Raw genomic sequence first — 17219 nt, forward strand, 5'->3', positions numbered from 1 at the left:
GTACTACATGGTTGACACCGCCCGGACATCCGTCGCCGGCCTCGAGGTCGCAACGGTCCTCTACGACTTCATCAACGACGAGGCGCTTCCGGGCACGGGCGTCGATCGGGATGCCTTCTGGAACGGCGCGGCGGAGCTGATCGCGGATCTGGCGCCGAAGAACAAGGCGCTGCTCGCGACCCGCGACGAGCTGCAGGCGAAGATCGACGAGTTCCACACCGCCAATCCCGGCCCCGTGGACTTCCCGGCGTACAAGCAGTTCCTCACCGACATCGGCTACCTCGTGCCGGTCCCGGAGGACCGCGAGATCACCACGTCGAACGTGGACACCGAGATCACCTCGACCGCCGGCCCGCAGCTGGTGGTGCCCGTCCTCAACGCGCGGTTCGCGATCAACGCCGCCAACGCGCGCTGGGGTTCGCTGTACGACGCGCTGTACGGCACCGACGCCATCCCGGAGGCAGACGGTGCGGAGAAGGGCAAGGGCTACAACAAGGTCCGCGGCGACAAGGTGATCGCCTTCGCCAAGGACTTCCTCGACAAGGCCGTCCCGCTCGAGTCGGGCTCCTGGACCGACGTCACGGGCCTCGCGGTCGTCGACGGCGCCCTCGTCATCACCGAGGGCGAGAAGACCTGCGCCCTCGCCGATCCCACCGTCTTCGCCGGCTACACGGGTGAGGCGGCGGCCCCGTCGGGCGTGCTGCTGCGGCACAACGGCCTGCACCTGGAGATCCAGGTCGATCCCTCCTCGCCGATCGGCTCCACCGATCCCGCCGGCATCAAGGACGTCCTGGTCGAGTCCGCGGTCACCACGATCATGGACTTCGAGGACTCCGTCGCGGCCGTCGACGCCGACGACAAGGTCGTGGGCTACCGGAACTGGCTGGGCCTGAACAAGGGCGACCTCGCGGAGGAGGTGTCGAAGGGCGGAAAGACCTTCACCCGCACCCTCAACCCCGACCGCGTGTACACCGCTCCCGACGGCTCCGAGCTGGTGCTGCACGGCCGCTCGCTGCTGTTCGTGCGCAACGTCGGTCACCTGATGACCACCGACGCCATCCTGCTGGACGGCCAGGAGATCGGCGAGGGCATCCTCGACGGCATCGTCACCTCGCTCATCGCGATCCACGGCCTGTCGGGCGAGAAGAAGAACTCGCGCACCGGCTCGATCTACATCGTCAAGCCCAAGATGCACGGCCCCGAGGAGGTGGCCTTCACCGCGGAGATCTTCAGCCGCGTCGAGCAGCTGCTGGGCCTGCCCGCGCTCACGCTCAAGGTCGGCATCATGGACGAGGAGCGCCGCACCACGGTCAACCTCAAGGCCGCGATCGCCGCCGCGAACGACCGCGTGGTGTTCATCAACACCGGCTTCCTCGACCGCACCGGCGACGAGATCCACACGTCGATGCTGGCCGGCCCCGTGGTCCGCAAGGGCGAGATGAAGGCGCAGACCTGGATCAAGGCCTACGAGGACTCCAACGTGGACGTGGGCCTGCACGCCGGCCTGCAGCACAAGGCGCAGATCGGCAAGGGCATGTGGGCCATGCCCGACCTGATGGCCGCGATGCTCGAGCAGAAGATCGCCCAGCCCAAGGCCGGCGCCACCACCGCGTGGGTGCCCTCGCCCACGGCCGCGACCCTGCACGCCCTGCACTACCACCTGGTGGACGTCTTCGAGGTGCAGAACGAGATCGCCAAGCGGGACCCGGCGTCGGTCGACGACATCCTGACCATCCCGCTGGCCGCGAACCCGAACTGGACCGAGGAGGAGAAGCGTGAGGAGCTGGACGAGAGCGCCCAGTCGATCCTCGGCTACGTCGTCCGCTGGATCGACGCGGGCGTCGGCTGCTCGAAGGTGCCCGACATCCACGACGTGGCCCTCATGGAGGACCGCGCCACGCTGCGCATCTCCTCGCAGCTGCTCGCGAACTGGCTGCGCCACGGCGTGGTCACCGAGGACGAGGTCGTCGACGCGCTCAAGCGCATGGCGCCCGTCGTCGACCAGCAGAACGCGGGTGATCCGAACTACCGCCCGCTGGCGCCCGACTTCGATTCCAACATCGCCTTCCAGGCGGCGAAGGACCTGATCCTGCTCGGCGGCACCCAGCCGAACGGCTACACCGAGCCGATCCTGCACGCGCGCCGTCGCGAGTTCAAGGCCGCGAACAGCTGAGCGGTTCCGACGCCGGAGTCTCCGGCGCCGCCGCCGGGCCGGTCGTGATCGATGCCGATCGCGACCGGCCCGGCGCGTTCACGGTGCTGCTCGACGGGACGCCGCAGAGCTACGTCGACACCGGCGACCCGACGAACCTGGTGTTCGAGTACGTCCGCCGGATCGGGCACGTCGTCGACCTGGCACGGCCGGAGGGCACGCCGGTCACGGCCGTGCACCTGGGCGGCGGCGGTTTCACGCTGCCGCGGTACATCGCGCACACCCGTCCGGGGTCGCGGCAGCAGGTGCTGGAGATCGACCGGGCGCTCATCGACGCGGTCCGGGCGGCCGCGCCGCTGCCCAGGCGCGAGCAGATCAAGATCCGGTGCGCCGACGCCGCGTCGGCCGCGTCGGTGCTGCCACCGGGGATGCGCGGCACCGTCGACGTGCTGGTCCTGGACGTCTTCGCCGGGGCCCGCACGCCCGCCGCGCTGACCACCACGGAGTTCTTCGCCTCGCTCGTGCCGCTGCTCGCGCCGGGCGCGGTGGTCGCGCTCAACATCGCCGACGGTGCCCCGCTCGCCTTCGCACGGTCGGTGGTCGCGACCGTGGCAGGGGTGTTCGGCGAGGTGGCGATCGCGGCCGAGCCGGCGGTACTGAAGGGCCGCCGATTCGGCAACCTGGTGCTCGTGGCGGGCGCAGTGCCCGACGGGCTGGCCCGGCGCCTGGCCGGCGATCCGTTCCCGGGGACACTGCTGGCGGGCGGTGACGTGACCAGGTTCGTGGGTGGCGCGAAGCCCTTCACCAGCGCGAACGCTCAGGTGTCGCCGCTGCCGCCGCGCGGCGTCTTCGGGTAGGTTTCTCTCGATGGGATCACACCGTTCGAAATCCGGTTCCCGCGGGATCGCGCGCTGGCTGATCGCCGCGGCCGTCGTGGTCGTCGCGGTGGCGGTGATCGCCGGGGCCATGGTCTGGCTCTCGGGGCGCTCGCAGCAGGAGGGCCGCGACGCGGCCGCCTCCTGCGTGCGGGGTGACCTCACGGTGCAAGTGGCGGCGGCGCCCGCACTGGTGGGGCCGCTCCGGCGAGTCGCCGAGGGGTTCAACTCCAGCGGCACGGTCTCGGCCGACTACTGCGCCAAGATCGAGGTGACGGGGATCGACTCCCCCGTCGCGCTGGCCGCGCTCTCGGGCACCTGGGATCCGAAGCTGGGTGCGGTGCCGTCGCTGTGGATCCCGGAGAGCACGGTGTGGACGGCGCGGCTCGCGACGGTCAAGCCCGCCGAGCTGTCCGGGCAGCCCACGTCGATCGCGTCGTCGCCGGTGGTCCTGGCCGTCCGCAACTCGGCACGGTCCTCCTTCGACGGTGTCCGCTGGCTCGACCTCCCCGCCCGGCAGGAGCAGCTCCGGATCGCGCTGCCCACGGGCGCGGACGCCGACGGCACCTACCTCGCGGCGCAGTCCGTCGCCGCGGCGGTGGACCGCACCGCCGGGGCGGCACTGTCCGTGGACGCCGCCAAGAGCCCCGTCGTCGCGGGCTCGCTGGCGCGCTGGGTGAAGGACGCCCCGAAGTCGACCACGGCGGGGGCGGCGCTGGAGGCCCTGACCGCGCCCGGTGATGCCGTGCGAGCCGTGCCCGTCACCGAGCAGCAGCTCGCGTCGTTCGCCCGCGGCCGCGGCGACGCCGCTCCGGTCGCGGTGTACCCGGCGGGCCCCACCGCCGCCGCGACCTTCCCCGCCGCGGTCCTCGACCGGCAGGAGACCACCGACGCGCACGACCGTGCGGCCGCCGACTTCGTCTCCTACCTGACGCAGAAGGACAACGCGAAACCCCTGGCGGAAGCCGGTTTCCGGGTCGTCGGCCAGCCCGCCCCGGCGAAGACGGCGTCCGTCGCCTTCGGCACCGTCGAGCCGCTGGCGCCCGCCCCCAACACCGCCGTCATCGCCCTCGCCGACACGATCGACCGTCGCTGAGCCCATGCCCCAGGCCATCGCGTCGATGTCGCTCGCAGGTCGTCGCCTGCGCTGGACGGTGCGCTTCGGCGACGCCACCTCGTCGTTCCGAGTGACCCGCGAGGGGCGCGACTTCAGGTTCGAGTCCGACTCCGATGGGGTTCCACCTGACGTATCACGACGGCATGTGGCGAAACCGTCGCGCACCTGCGATCGCGATCCGATCGGCGCCGGCTGGCGACTACCTCCGGCGGATGTGGACGATCCAGCTCGGCGATGTGACTCTCCGGGCTTCCGAACGCGGGCCGGCGCGCCCCGCGGTCCGGCTGCTCGGCGAACTCCTGTCGTCGATTCCGTTCCATATCGTCGTGCCGACCGTCCTTGAGCTGACCAGCGATACAGGCACGAGCGCGGGGGTGATTTAGTCGCGCCGTACCTTCCCGATCAGCTTCCGCGCCACGTGCGATGCCCTCGACACACCCGCACTCGCCGCCGTCGCAGTCATCGTGGGATCTGGCACCCTCGGGTGATCGAGCGCGGACGCCACTGCCACCGCACACTGCCACTGCCGGCCTGCTGTCGGGGCGCGGGTTCCGTCGTCAGAACGGCGGTGGGCCGTCGAAGGACGGTGTGAGGCGCGATGGGCGGGGTGCGCCGAGTGCGGCGGCGAGGTTGTCCTCGATCGTGCTGATCGGGGTGTTCGCGCGGTCCAGCTCGGCCTGCATCGCCGCGACGTTCCGCTGCCGCAGCCGCTCCCGTCGCGCGTGCTCGCGCTGCAAGCGGGTCCGCCCCCCTGGCTCTGCGGCGTAGTGCTCCCCCGTTGCCGCCCGCTCGGGGACGATCCAGCGAACGCGTTTCAGATCGGGGAACAGTGCGAACACCGTACCGCTCGGGTCGACGATGTAGCGCCGCCCGTCCGGTGAGGTCCACAGGATCCGCCCGTCCGGCAGTCGCGCGTCGATCCATTCGCCCGCGGTCTTCAGCTGATGGTGCGCCACGCACAGCGGCTGGAGTTCATCAGCCGTCGTCATGCCGCCCGACGCGGGATCACGGTGGTCGAACTCGCGCCGATGGTCGACCTGCGCTCGCGACGCCGGACGCGTGCAGTACGGGAAGACGCAGCGCGGTAACACCAGACGCAGATACCGTCGCAGATCAGCCGACGGCCGGTATCCGGCACTGCCCCGCGCCGTGACCAGGGCCTCTCCGCCGGTGCGATGCGTGCGAAGCCGATCGTCGGGCCGCAGCGAAACAGGGCGCGGATCCTCCCCGCCGGCTGCACCGGGCCGCGCCTCGGAGTGGGGTGAGTCGGGGTGGCCCGCGGCGCCGAGCGGCGCGCCCGGTGGATCGCCAACGGGGCCGTCGATACCGGGCCCGCCCGGGCCGTCGTCAGGAGGCCCGCCCGGGCCGTCGCCGAAGGACCAGCCTTCGCCGGGCCCGGAATGTCCTTCGAGGCGGACGACGATATCCGCCCACACCGCAGCGAAGTCCAACCGCCCATGGGGGTCGACATCGTCGAGATGCGCATGATCAGCCGCCGCACTCGCACGTCCGCAGTCGACGATGCGCGTGCCGAAGGGTCTCACCTTCGCATCCGCACGGGCCGCGAGCGCCAACGCGTGCTCGAGAGTGATCGGGCCGTACCCGACCAGGTATCCCGACCCTCGCCCATCGTTCTCCGCAACGTCCCTATCTGCTGCGCCGTTCTCCGCAGCGCCCGCCGTCGCCGACACCACCTCGCTGGCCGCTTCCGTCACAGGTGCGGCCTCGCCGCCCGTGGACACCATGTCCTGCTCGTTCAGCACGACATTGAACAGCGTCACGAACCGGGTGATCACCCCGTCCGCATCCGGCTCTCCGTGGAACCGCGCCCCCGGTACCGGCAATCCGGCGCCTCACACCGGCAGCCGAGGGTACTGAAACCGCGGGTCAGCTGAACCCAGCCGTCCGAGCGACGCTGCGGAAGCGTCCGCGGATCCGCGTCGCACACCGTCGCCGCGATGTGCTCCACACGCGCCTGTACTTCCAAAGCGTCCTCGGCGGGCATCAACGCGAACACCGCCGCCATGCCGTCCTCCTCCGGCCGGAACGTCACCCGACGGTCTTCGATCGCCGCCCGTCGCCGCCGCTCCGCGGCTTCCGCATCGATCTGATCGACGATCAGGTCCGCCGCCTCCCGCAATGCCGGAAGCGACAAGACCTCGAAATCAACGGTCAAGCGATCGGCCAGCAGTTCATCGAAGCGCCGGACCTGCACGTCGTCGAGCGCGTGCGAACGCCGCAGTGCCGCCTCCCCCGCCTTGGGCGAGATCACGTTCTCTCCGATCAGCGCGAAGACCTTCGGTAGGCGCTCCACGAACCCGACGGCCGTCTCGATCGCCAGGCGCGCGGCCGCGGACCCCAGCCGCAGCAGTGTCGAGACCTGAGCCTCCAAGGCCACGCCCGCCGCAGTCAGCTGCCGCCGGGCCTGCACCGCATCCGCGAACCCCGCCGGCTGAGCGAGGTACTCAGCCTCATCGTCGGCGTACATCGCGCGATGCAACGCATAGACCGCCGTCATCGTGCGGCAGTACCCGACACTCTCGACTCGACGTTGTTCGAACAAAACCTCCGCGAGAGCACGCTCCCGGCCACCTGCGCCCGTCAGCCCCGAAGGAATCAAATCCCCCGGTAGATCACGAAGAGCGGCCGTCAGCGTCATGATTCAATCGTATACTTGTTCTAGCGCTATCGCAACGGATTACTGACGGTCAATCGAACGCCTCACCACGAAGCTCGACGTCGCAGTGGGGTCCCGAGTCCGGCGATCACGGAAACAGTTCGCGGAAGGAGCGATGTGTCGCATTCGTGTCGCGCCGTCTGGAATCGGCGCGAGCGAGACCTCGGCAGCACCGTCGATCTCGGATACGGTGATGAAGGAACACAGCCGCGGGCCGTCGCGGTGAAGCAGTGGCGACGGCGGCCGGCGAACGAATCCATCGGAAGGTTGCATCATGGCTCTTCTCGACAAGATCAAGGAACTTCTCGGAAAGAACTCCGAGCAGGTCAACTCAGTGATCGACAAGGCGGGCACTGCGGCGAAGGGCAAGTTCGCCGGACACGAGGACAAGATCGATCTGGCGGTGAACAAGGCCAAGGACGCCGCAGGCGGCCTCACCGGTGGCAACACTGCCCCGCCCGCGGGCGGGGAGCCTGCCCCCGGCACCCCACCGACGAACACTCAGGGCTGACACCGGCCTCATGAACCGTCAGTGCCCACCTCATGAACAGGGTGGGCACTGACGTCTCCGAGGTTCGGGCGACGGAGCCTGGCCAGCGCGAATCCTGTGCACCTTGTCGGGGCGTGATCGGCTGTCAGACCGCTCCATGGCGAGCGTCGAGGTAGACGACGAGGTCCCTGCGAATACGAGGCAGAAGGTCCTCAGGAATGGATACGTCGACCAGATACCATGCGTTCCTGAGCATCTCGAGCTCTCGATCGTGTTCGGCCTCGAACTCCGCCTTGTACAGGCGACAGCTTTCCTCAAGCACCCGCCCCTCGGTCACGGCGCGGTACGCCGCATCGAGAAGAAGAACTGATTCCGCCTCGGCGTCCGTAGGCGCGTATCCGATCTCTGCGGCGGCGCGGGCGACAACAGGATCCAAGTCCGACCGCCACGAGTCGTTCGAGGCCATCGCGAGTTCGGTCCAGGCCTCCCCTGGAACGTCGAGGATCAGTGTGGCCGCTTCACCCGGCAGATCGCTCGGCGCCAGCAGTCCCGATCGGTAGGCCGTGATCAGGTAGCGGGCGCGCACCATCGGATCCGCGAAGTGGCGATGCACCCCTTCGCTGACACCCGCCTCGTAGCGAACGTCGAACGCGTCGGTGAGCACGGCGCGGAGCACCCTGATTCGCTCATCCCTCTGCCACTCGGGCACGTCTTGCCGCAGTGGGCCAGCCGGGGGCGCAAGCAGTTCGACCGTGTCCCGCCGCACCCGTGGATCGCTGCTGCAGAGGGCGCTGTAGACCAGTCGCTCGGTGAGGTCGTCGCGCTCCTGTTGGTCCGTGGGCGCATAGCCGAGTTCGCCGGCCGCTCGGTCGACGATGGCGTCCAGACCCGCGGCGGACTCGTGTTCCGCGGTGGCGAACTCGGCCCACGCAGGCCCAGCGGTGGGGATTTCCGCGACGATATCCGCGGCCAGGCTCGGCACGGACTGCACGGGGAGCAGGCCCTGACGGTACGCCGCAACCACGTACCGGGCCCGAGCCTCGGGGTCCGCGAAACGACGGTGCACCGCCGACGAGAACCGCGCGGGCGGCACGTACCGCCCCGGGCGCGGGGCGTGCGTCACCGACCCGCGCGCCCGACGGTGCCGGATCGCGGCGACGTAGTGGACACCGGAGATCACGACACCGATCCCCGCGCCGAATCCGACGTAGCTGAGGAACGGCGAGACGTCCTCGAGGATCACGCGACTCATGACCATCACCACGACCGCCGGGACGAACGCGACCGCCGTGCCGATGATCTGGTCGCTGGTTCTCGGCTCGCACCGGGACAGCCGGAACAGTGGCAACATCGCCATCAGCAGGATCGATACGAGAACGCAGCCGATCGCGCCGCCCGCCAGCTCGACCAGGAACTCCTTCACTCCGTCACCCGCTGACCGAATCGGGCGGTGAGCAACGCGAGGGCCTGCTCGCGGAAGGCACAGTCCACGGCGGGATCCCAACGTGTGTCGCCACTGGAGAGAAACGGGGCCGCGAGCCGCGGGATCCCCGCCGCGAGGGCTTGCGAGGACATGCGCCAGCCCTTGATCGCGGTGGCGTAGTGGATGAGCCATGACCACTCGACGTACTCGCCGGAATCCAAGGCGCGAAAGGCCCAGCAAGCGATCACATCCGATGCCGTCGCCGGCGTGGGCGAATATGCCTCGGAGATCCCGGCCAACTCGCGCTGGAACGACTCCGCGGCGAAATACTCGCGTGCTGCCGCCGGAATCGCCGAGCGTGTCGCCGCACGTCCTGCGCTGTCATCACGACGCCAACGACGCGTACGAACGTAACTCCACGATAGGACAACGGGATACGCAATCATGCATATGAGCATGTTGCAGACAGCAAGGCCGAACGACGACTGTGGATCGATCAAGCGCAGAATCACCAGCCCGACCACGAACCCGATCCCGTAGCCGACGACGAGTTCAACAGCCCGGACCTGGACGCGCTCCCGCCGAGTCAGCCACGCGAAGACACCGACGAACACCAACGTCGGCACCATCACGACGAGTACCCCTGCGGCGTACGAGTTCCACCAGTCCGATCGATCCACGATCCTGAGATTAATCGACCAAACCGGCAAATCGCCTTCAGCTCGCAACTGGCGACAGGAGGCCGCCTTGCGCCCCGCGGAGGCGTCGGTCGGTGGCACGAACACACCAGGCGTCACGCGCCCGCGCATACCTCTGCCCTCCTGCCCGGCGGCCTGTCGGCCTCCGCCCCCTCAGCAGGCGGTGTCGCCACCCGATTTCCAATCCTCGCGGCCGGCGCGGCGTATATCGCCGCGGTCCGCAGCTGGAGTGAAGATTCGGATCAGCTCGCGGGCTTCTGCGACCGGACCGGGCCGGGCGAGGCTTGGGATGTGCGCGCCACGCATGCCCCCTACCGCGAACTACTCCGCGAAAGCCTCGATCGGCGGGCACGAGCAGACCAGATTGCGGTCGCCGTAGACACCGTCGATGCGACGGACCGACGGCCAGACCTTGGCCCGCGCCCCGCCGGACGGCAGACCCTGCGGGTACACCGCGACCTCCCGCGAGTACGGATGCGACCACTCCGTCACCAGGCACTCGGCGGTGTGCGGGGCGCCGCGCAGCGGGTTGTCGTCCACGGGCCACTCCCCCGACGCGACCCGGGCGATCTCCCCGCGGATGGCGATCATCGCATCGCAGAACTCGTCGATCTCACCGAGCGACTCGCTCTCCGTGGGCTCCACCATCAACGTGCCCGCCACCGGGAAGCTCATGGTGGGCGCGTGGAACCCGTAGTCCGCCAGGCGCTTCGCGACGTCGTCGATGGAGACGCCGGTCTCCTTGGTGATACCGCGCACGTCGAGGATGCACTCGTGCGCCACGCGGCCGTTCTCACCTGTGTAGAGCACCGGGAACGAATCGTTGAGGCGCGCCGCGATGTAGTTCGCCGAGGCGATCGCCGTCAGCGTGGCCGCACGCAGACCGGACGCACCCATCATTCGGATGTACGCCCAGGTGATCGGCAGGATCGAGGCGCTGCCGTAGGGCGCCGCCGAGATGGTCGGCCCCGAACCCAGTGACGGCTCGAGCGGATGCCCCGGCAGGAAGGGCGCGAGGTGGCTGCGCACGCCGATCGGGCCGACGCCCGGACCGCCGCCACCGTGCGGGATGCAGAAGGTCTTGTGCAGGTTCAGGTGCGAGACGTCGCCGCCGAACTTGCCCGGCCGGGCGAGCCCGACCAGCGCGTTCATGTTGGCACCGTCGACGTAGACCTGCCCGCCGGCCTCGTGCACCGCGCCGCAGATCTCCCGCACCTCGTGCTCGTACACGCCGTGCGTGGACGGGTACGTGATCATGATCGCGGCCAACTCGTCGGCGTGCTTGGCGATCTTCTCCTTGAGGTCCGCGGTGTCCACGTCGCCCGACTCCCGCGACGCGACGACGACCACGCGCAGCCCCGCCATCACCGCCGACGCCGCGTTCGTCCCGTGGGCGGACGACGGGATCAGGCAGACGGTGCGGTGCGCATCGCCGCGCGAGAGGTGGTAGTTGCGGATCGCGAGCAGGCCCGCGTACTCGCCCTGCGACCCCGCGTTCGGCTGCAGCGAGACGTTGTCGTAGCCGGTGATCGCGACCAGCCACTCCTCCAGCTGGCCGATCAGCGCGCGGATGCCCTCGGTATCGGACGCCGGCGCGAACGGGTGCTGCCGGGAGAACTCCGGCCACGTGATGGACTCCATCTCGGCGGTCGCGTTGAGCTTCATGGTGCACGAGCCCAACGGGATCATCGAGCGGTCCAGCGCGATGTCCTTGTCGGCGAGCTTGCGCAGGTAGCGCAGCATCGCCGTCTCGGTGCGGTAGGCGTGGAAGGCCGGGTGCGTCAGGTACTCGGAGGTGCGGTTCTCGATGTCCGACGGTGCCGCCTCCACCGGCTGCACACCGAACGCCTGCGCGACCGCGGCCACATCGCCCGGGGTCGAGGTCTCGTCGAAGGCGACGGAGACGTGGTCGTCGTCGACGCGCCACAGGTTGTAGCCGGCGGCCTTCGCGGCCGCGAGCACGTCGTCGGCCCGGCCGGGCACGTTCACGAGCACGGTGTCGAAGAACGTGTCGTGGACGACGGCGGAGCCCAGGGCCGCGGCCAGCGCCGAGGCGCGGGCGTGCACCCGCAACGCGATCGCCCGCAGCCCCTCCGGGCCGTGGTAGGACGCGTACATCGCGGCCAGCACGGCCAGCAGCACCTGCGCGGTACAGATGTTGGACGTGGCCTTCTCCCGGCGGATGTGCTGCTCCCGGGTCTGCAGGGCGAGGCGGTAGGCGAGGTTGCCGTCGGCGTCGACGGAGACGCCGACCAGCCGGCCGGGGATCTGGCGGGCGTGCTTCGAATGCACCGCGAGGTAGCCGGCGTGCGGGCCGCCGAAGCCCAGCGGCACGCCGAAGCGCTGCGTGGTGCCGAAGCAGGCGTCGGCGCCCTCCTCACCGGGAGGCGTCAGCAGCGTCATGGCCAGCAGGTCGGCGCCGACGGCGACCAGCGCGCCGCGCTCGTGCGCCGCGTCGATGACCGCTTTCACGGCGGGGATGCGCCCCGATGCGCCGGGCGTCTGCAGGACGACGCCGAAGAACTCGCCCTCGGGCAGGCCGTCGGCCAGATCCGCGACGACCACCTCGATGCCCAGCGGCTCCGCGCGGGTCGAGATCACCGCGAGGGTCTGCGGGAAGACGTCGACGTCGACCACCAACCGCGGGCTCTTGGACTTGCCGGCGCGGCGCAGCAGCGTCATGGCCTCGGCTGCGGCCGTGGCCTCGTCGAGCATCGAGCTGTTGGCGATCTCCATGCCGGTCAGGTCGGAGACCATGGTCTGGAAGTTGAGCAGAGCCTCGAGGCGGCCCTGGCTGATCTCGGGCTGGTACGGCGTGTAGGCCGTGTACCAGGCGGGATTCTCGATGATGTTGCGCAGCAGCACCGGCGGGGTCAGCGTGTCGTAGTAGCCGAGGCCGATCAGCGAGCGATCGACGGTGTTGCGGTCCGCCAATGCGCGCAGCTCCGCGAGCGCCTCGTGCTCGTCGATCGCGGCCGGCAGCGCGCCGAGGCCGTTCTCGTCCGCGGGATCGAGGATGGCCGACGGGACGGCGGCGCGGGCCAGGTCGTCGAGGCTGTCGACGCCGATGACGCGCAGGATCTGCTCGAGCTCACTCGGGTCCGGGCCGATGTGGCGCGCGGGGAAGTTGCTCACGGGAGTGTTGTCGGACACTGGGACCTCCGGGCAAGGGACGGTGCCCTCCCCCTCAGTCGCCGGCGGCTCCAGAGGCGCCCAACCCACGTGGTCCTGGTGCCTGAGAGATTGACGGAGAGGTGTTGCTCCTTCGGCGCCCGTGGGCCCGTGCTCGACGGTGCCCGCTGGGCTCTCCCACGCGGTGTTGCGACGCACGGAGATTCTAACGCATTTCAGCAGGACGCCCGTACGGTGAGGTCAGGCCGGGAGCCGGGACTCCACCACCTCGACGGCCCGGTCGAGTCCGCCCAGGTCGAGCACTTCCGCCGCGAGCTCCCGAGCGCGCCCGGTCAGCGCCAGCGCCGCATCGCAGGCCTCCCCCAGCGTCGCGCCGGACACCTCCTCCGGCATCGGCACCGCGATCCCCGCCGCCGCGAGCATCGTCGCGTTCTCGAACTGGTCCGCCGCCTGCGGCGCGGTCACCGCGGGCGTGCCGGTCAGCATCGCCTCACTGGATCCGCCCATGCCCGCGTGGGTGAGGAAGACATCGCTCTCCTGCAGCACCGCGACCTGGTCGATCCATGGATGCACCTGCACGTTCGGCGGCACGGCACCGTCGGAGGCCGTCACCGTCGACGGCTCCGTCCGGCCCCCGACCTGGAGGATCACGCGCCAGTCGGGACGCTGCGCGGCGAGATCGCACGCCGCGCGGTAGACCTCCGGTTGGTCGGTGAAGGCGGAGCCGAAGGAGACCAGCAGCGTCGTCCTGCGGTCGCTCCGCCCGACGGTGCCGGCCCCTCCGCCCGGCAGGCGCCGCGCCGGCCCGGTGAAGGTGTACAAGTCGCGGTCCACGCGGTCGGCGTTCGGCTGCATCGACGGCGCGATCAGCACGAGCGAGCGTTCGGGCTTGCCCAGCAGGTCGAGGCACGACTCCTCGATGCCGTAGCCGGCGACGAGCCGGTCCTGGCGCGCGAGCATCTCCGCGCCCCGCGGATCCGCGCGGAGCCCGTCGTAGAAGGCCGCCATGTCCTCGTCATAGCCCTTCCAGGCCACGTAGGTCGGCGAGATCTGCAGCGCGGGGACGCCCCAGGTGCGGGCGAGGACGACCGACATCGCGCCGGCGATGTCGTAGAGGATCAGGTCGGGGCGGTCGTTCTCGTAGAGGTCGAACCACTGGGGCAGCTGGTTCTCGTACTCGTCGGCGAAGACGGTGAGCTGGTCGATCACGTCGCCTGCGAAGGCCTCGTCGTCCCCGGCGGACGCGGCCTCGCCGATCGCGGGGATTCTCGACCGGTAGGGCTTGAGTTCCGCGCCGGTGGGCTCGACCGTCGCGCGCATGGACGGATCGTTGGCGTAGGTCACGCGGTGGCCGCGGCGGACGAGCTCCGCGATCAGGTCCAGCGACGGGAGGACGTGCCCCGGGGCGGGGATGGAGAACATCGCGATATGGGCCATACCGCCCAAACTAGGCGCGCGGGCCGTGGCGTGTCGAAAGGTTTTCCCGGGAGCGACTATCCGGTGGCGCGAGCGCGGTTGCGGCGGCGGGAAGCCAGCTCGTCCTCGGGTGCGGCCTCGGCGGCCACGCCGTCCGCGCGCTCGCCCGGGAAGTCGGCGATGGTACCGGTCAGCTCGCGCATCGCGCCGGAGACGGCGATGCCGAAGACGCCCTGGCCGTGCTGCAGCAGGTCGACGACCTCCTCGGCGCTCGTGCACTCGTAGACCGTGGTGCCGTCGGAGAAGAGGGTGATCCGGGCCAGGTCCTCGACGCCGCGCTGGCGGAGGTGATCGACGGCCACGCGGATGTTCTGCAGCGAGATGCCGGTGTCCAGCAGGCGCTTGACGATCTTGAGGACGAGCACGTCCTTGAAGGAGTACAGGCGCTGCGTGCCCGAGCCGCCCGCGCTGCGGATGGACGGCACCACGAGCGAGGTGCGGGCCCAGTAGTCGAGCTGGCGATAGGTGATACCCGCGATCTGGCAGGCGCTGGGTCCGCGGTAGCCGAGCAGTTCGTCCGGGATGGTGTCGTTCGGGAACAGGCCCGGCGCGATGTCCTCGAGCGTGCCCTGCGTCCCTACGGCGGAACCCGCCTGCGGGGCGTTCCGCCCGGTGCCGTCCTGATCGGTCACTGCCGTCTCCCTCATGAGGTCCGTGCGCACTCCACACAGTACGCCTGCCGCGCGACGGCCGTCGGTGTAATTCCCTCGGTGCCATTTCGCGGTGTCGGCGTGAACGCTATGACGCACGGCGTCCCGAATCAACGCGACACACCGATACCCTCAAGGTGAACTTGAGGTCGAGACCGAATCGTGACCTCCGGGCCCGGAACTCAGGACTCGCCGGGCGCCTTGAAATCGTCCGCGGAGATGGAATCGAGGAACTCCTTGAACGCCTCGACCTCCTCGTCGGCGGGCGGCTCCGCATCGGGTTCGCTTGCCTCCGTATCGGTCTCCTCGTCGGGAAGGAGCAGACCCGCCTCGGCGAGCACCTCCTCCTCGGCGAAGATCGGCACGTCCAGCCGGACCGCCATCGCCACGGAGTCCGACGGGCGGGCCGACACGGTCTGGTCACCGTCGAGCACGAGATCGGCGTAGAACGTGCCCTCCTGCAGGCCCGTGATCCGGACCTCGGTGAGGGAACGGCCCACGGTCTCGAGCAGATCCGCGATCAGGTCGTGCGTGAGCGGCCGGCGCGGCTCCACCCCCTGCAGGGTGATCGCGATCGCCGTGGCCTCCCCCTGCCCGATCCAGATGGGGAGGTAGCGCGGGCCGGAGGCCTCACGCAGGAGCAGGACGGGATCGTTCTGCGGCGGGTCCATCCGGATGCCCGCGACGGTCATCTCGATCATGCTTCCAGCTTACCGGCGCGACTGCGCCGACGAACCGCGGACACAGCAGCGATCCGTGACCCGGGCGCGCTCAGCGCACCGCGTCCTTGACGGCGGCCTTCACGAGCTGGGTGTGGAAGGTGACCGACAGGGCGGCCAGCTCGCGCACCAACTCGGCGGCGCGCTCCGCCGCACCCGCGTCCCCGCCGCGCGCAACGGGATTGGCGATCTGCGCGATGAGACCCGCCTCGCGATCGGCGGAGGTCTTGAAGGCGCGCAGGTGCCGCGCCTCGAGGCCGTACTCGGCGAGCGCCTTGGCCGCCTGCACCAGCGCGACGGCGTCCTCGTCGAAGAAGCCCGCCTTGCCGGACGTCAGGAGCGCGGAGCGCTCCAGCTCCCGGAGGAAGGCCTCGTCGGCCCCCGAGCGGGCGAGCAGGTCCGCGCGGCTGATCCGGGTCTGCCGGCGCGCGGAGAAGTCGGTGGCGGGCGCCGTCTTCGACGACACCGACGCGAGCGCGCGGGGCGCACGCGGGGCGGGGCCCTCGACGGACTCACCCCGATCGTGCGCGTCCAACTGCTCCTTGATGATCTTCAGGGGCAGGTAGTAGTCGCGCTGCGCGGTGAGCACGTAGCGCAGCCGCTCGCAGTCCTTCGGCGAGAACCGCCGGTACCCCGACGGGGACCGGTCGGGCGTGACCAGTCCCTCCGACTCGAGGAATCGGATCTTGGAGATGGTCACGTCCGGGAACTCGTCGCGAAGGCGTTCGAGGACGGCCCCGATCGACATCGCGCTCGGGGCCGCCGATTCCTGGCGTGGTGCCGTCACAGGGCTCAGCCGGCCGCCGGGACGAAGAAGACCAGGCGGAACTTGCCGATCTGGACCTCGTCGCCGTGCGCGAGCGGCGAGGCGTCCACCGGCTCCCGGTTGACGTAGGTGCCGTTGAGGCTGCCCACGTCGACCACGGTGAAGCCGCCCTCGACCGCGCGGAACTCCGCGTGCCGACGGGAGACGGTCACGTCGTCGAGGAAGATGTCGCTATCGGGGTGCCGGCCCGCGGAGGTGGTCTCCTGGTCCAGCAGGAAGCGGGAGCCCGCGTTCGGGCCGCGCTTGACCACGAGCAGCGCCGCGCCGGCCGGGAGGTTCTCGAGTCCCGAGACGGGCGCATCGCTCTCGACGCCGCCGGAGGCGTCCATCTCGCGGATGATGTCGGCGCGGAACACCGAAGTGGTCTCAACGGGGGCCGATTCGTTGCCCTTGTCGTTCTCGCTCACATCGCTCCTTCGTCAGTGATCACTGCACAGGTCTGTAGTTCACGACACCTGATGGACGTACGGTCCACGGTACCGTGCCCGGCGCCTCGGAGGCGGCCGGATCGGTCTGCTCTAAAGCCGTTCTAAGGAAGGCGTTCTACGCCTCGGCGGTGAGGGCCTTGTAGGCGTCCGCGTCGAGCAGTTCGCCCAGCGCGGTCTCCAGGTCCTCGGGGGACGCCGCCTCGATCTCCACGATCCACCCCTCGCCGTACGGGTCGGAGTTGATCAGGTCGGGGCTCGCGTCGAGCTCACCGTTGATCGCGACGACGGTGCCGGTGAGCGGCGCGTAGATGTCGGAGACGCTCTTGGTGGACTCGACCTCGGCGAAGGAGTCACCCGAGGCGACCTCGGCGTCGTCCTCCGGCAGCTGCACGAAGACGACGTCGCCCAACTGGTCCTGCGCGTAATCGGTGATCCCGATCCGCACCACCGTCTCGCTCTTCTTCAGCAGCCACTCGTGATCGGGGGTGTACATCAGTTCACCCGGGAAGCTGGCACTCAACGTGGATGTCCTTTCGCGAGGGCTGGGCGGGGCCGC

Annotated in this window: 16 protein-coding genes and 1 riboswitch; of the genes, 5 read left to right on the forward strand and 11 right to left on the reverse strand. The window is 69.9% G+C overall.

Annotated features, from left to right (window positions below; genetic code table 11):
* Positions 1-7 precede the first annotated feature (7 nt).
* From AC21LY_RS08180 to AC21LY_RS08195, 4 genes are all read left to right on the forward strand, one after another.
* Positions 8-2173: a malate synthase G gene (locus AC21LY_RS08180; RefSeq protein WP_489045908.1), complete on the forward strand. Its 2166-nt coding sequence runs from the start codon at positions 8-10 to the stop codon at positions 2171-2173.
* Positions 2174-2217: 44 nt separating this feature from the next.
* Complete coding sequence (locus AC21LY_RS08185) at positions 2218-3009, forward strand: spermidine synthase (protein ID WP_489045909.1); 792 nt, start codon at positions 2218-2220, stop codon at positions 3007-3009.
* A 10-nt stretch (positions 3010-3019) separates the two neighbouring features.
* The gene (locus AC21LY_RS08190; protein WP_489045910.1) at positions 3020-4123 is read left to right on the forward strand and encodes a substrate-binding domain-containing protein; all 1104 of its coding nucleotides are present in this window, start codon (positions 3020-3022) and stop codon (positions 4121-4123) included.
* A gap of 134 nt (positions 4124-4257) precedes the next feature.
* The gene (locus tag AC21LY_RS08195; RefSeq protein WP_489045911.1) at positions 4258-4527 is read left to right on the forward strand and encodes a hypothetical protein; all 270 of its coding nucleotides are present in this window, start codon (positions 4258-4260) and stop codon (positions 4525-4527) included.
* A gap of 174 nt (positions 4528-4701) precedes the next feature.
* Here AC21LY_RS08195 and AC21LY_RS08200 read toward each other — a convergent pair whose 3' ends face one another.
* The gene (locus AC21LY_RS08200; protein ID WP_489045912.1) at positions 4702-5940 is read right to left on the reverse strand and encodes an HNH endonuclease signature motif containing protein; all 1239 of its coding nucleotides are present in this window, start codon (positions 5938-5940) and stop codon (positions 4702-4704) included.
* Positions 5937-6803 (reverse strand): DUF222 domain-containing protein, encoded by an 867-nt coding sequence (locus AC21LY_RS08205; protein ID WP_489045913.1) that lies wholly within the window; start codon positions 6801-6803, stop codon positions 5937-5939. Before AC21LY_RS08205 ends, AC21LY_RS08200 begins: the two co-directional genes overlap by 4 nt.
* Before the next feature lie 292 nt (positions 6804-7095).
* On the opposite strand from AC21LY_RS08205, the gene AC21LY_RS08210 reads away from it, so the two are divergent.
* Complete coding sequence (locus AC21LY_RS08210; RefSeq protein WP_489045914.1) at positions 7096-7332, forward strand: antitoxin; 237 nt, start codon at positions 7096-7098, stop codon at positions 7330-7332.
* 124 nt (positions 7333-7456) lie between these two features.
* Here the strand turns inward: AC21LY_RS08210 and AC21LY_RS08215 are convergent, their stop codons facing one another.
* The 9 genes from AC21LY_RS08215 to gcvH all read right to left on the reverse strand — a co-directional run bounded on the left by AC21LY_RS08215 (position 7457) and on the right by gcvH (position 17183).
* Positions 7457-8734 carry a hypothetical protein gene (locus AC21LY_RS08215; protein ID WP_489045915.1) on the reverse strand — a complete coding sequence of 426 codons (1278 nt, stop codon included), beginning with the start codon at positions 8732-8734 and terminating at the stop codon, positions 7457-7459.
* Positions 8731-9543: a hypothetical protein gene (locus AC21LY_RS08220; RefSeq protein ID WP_489045916.1), complete on the reverse strand. Its 813-nt coding sequence runs from the start codon at positions 9541-9543 to the stop codon at positions 8731-8733. Before AC21LY_RS08220 ends, AC21LY_RS08215 begins: the two co-directional genes overlap by 4 nt.
* A 210-nt stretch (positions 9544-9753) precedes the next feature.
* Positions 9754-12585, reverse strand: a complete 2832-nt coding sequence (gene gcvP / locus AC21LY_RS08225; protein WP_489045917.1) for an aminomethyl-transferring glycine dehydrogenase — start codon at positions 12583-12585, stop codon at positions 9754-9756.
* 60 nt (positions 12586-12645) lie between these two features.
* Positions 12646-12754: riboswitch (glycine riboswitch) on the reverse strand.
* Between the two features lie 50 nt (positions 12755-12804).
* Entirely contained in the window at positions 12805-14001 is a 1197-nt protein-coding gene (locus AC21LY_RS08230) for a nucleotide disphospho-sugar-binding domain-containing protein (RefSeq protein WP_489045918.1), read from the reverse strand.
* 56 nt (positions 14002-14057) lie between these two features.
* Positions 14058-14672, reverse strand: coding sequence for a MerR family transcriptional regulator (locus AC21LY_RS08235; protein ID WP_489045919.1), 615 nt, complete (start codon positions 14670-14672; stop codon positions 14058-14060).
* A 200-nt stretch (positions 14673-14872) separates the two neighbouring features.
* A complete protein-coding gene (locus AC21LY_RS08240) occupies positions 14873-15391 on the reverse strand; it encodes a bifunctional nuclease family protein (RefSeq protein WP_489045920.1) in 519 nt (172 codons plus the stop codon).
* 70 nt (positions 15392-15461) lie between these two features.
* The gene (ftsR, locus tag AC21LY_RS08245; RefSeq protein ID WP_489045921.1) at positions 15462-16196 is read right to left on the reverse strand and encodes a transcriptional regulator FtsR; all 735 of its coding nucleotides are present in this window, start codon (positions 16194-16196) and stop codon (positions 15462-15464) included.
* Positions 16197-16201: 5 nt separating this feature from the next.
* Positions 16202-16642: an oxoglutarate dehydrogenase inhibitor Odhl gene (gene odhI / locus AC21LY_RS08250; RefSeq protein ID WP_489045922.1), complete on the reverse strand. Its 441-nt coding sequence runs from the start codon at positions 16640-16642 to the stop codon at positions 16202-16204.
* Between the two features lie 136 nt (positions 16643-16778).
* On the reverse strand, positions 16779-17183 hold the full coding sequence (gcvH, locus tag AC21LY_RS08255; RefSeq protein WP_489045923.1) for a glycine cleavage system protein GcvH: 405 nt from the start codon (positions 17181-17183) through the stop codon (positions 16779-16781).
* Between the last annotated feature and the right edge of the window lie 36 nt (positions 17184-17219).

Source organism: Tsukamurella sp. II2bb, from assembly GCF_057815145.1.

Excerpts from the sequence above, each read along its gene's own strand:
- AC21LY_RS08180 (WP_489045908.1), top strand. The coding sequence starts at position 8 with ATGGTTGACACCGCCCGGACATCCGTCGCCGGCCTCGAGGTCGCAACG.
- AC21LY_RS08190 (WP_489045910.1), top strand. The coding sequence starts at position 3,020 with ATGGGATCACACCGTTCGAAATCCGGTTCCCGCGGGATCGCGCGCTGG.
- AC21LY_RS08195 (WP_489045911.1), top strand. The coding sequence starts at position 4,258 with ATGGGGTTCCACCTGACGTATCACGACGGCATGTGGCGAAACCGTCGC.
- AC21LY_RS08205 (WP_489045913.1), bottom strand. The coding sequence starts at position 6,803 with ATGACGCTGACGGCCGCTCTTCGTGATCTACCGGGGGATTTGATTCCT.
- AC21LY_RS08210 (WP_489045914.1), top strand. The coding sequence starts at position 7,096 with ATGGCTCTTCTCGACAAGATCAAGGAACTTCTCGGAAAGAACTCCGAG.
- AC21LY_RS08220 (WP_489045916.1), bottom strand. The coding sequence starts at position 9,543 with ATGCGCGGGCGCGTGACGCCTGGTGTGTTCGTGCCACCGACCGACGCC.
- AC21LY_RS08230 (WP_489045918.1), bottom strand. The coding sequence starts at position 14,001 with ATGGCCCATATCGCGATGTTCTCCATCCCCGCCCCGGGGCACGTCCTC.
- AC21LY_RS08240 (WP_489045920.1), bottom strand. The coding sequence starts at position 15,391 with ATGATCGAGATGACCGTCGCGGGCATCCGGATGGACCCGCCGCAGAAC.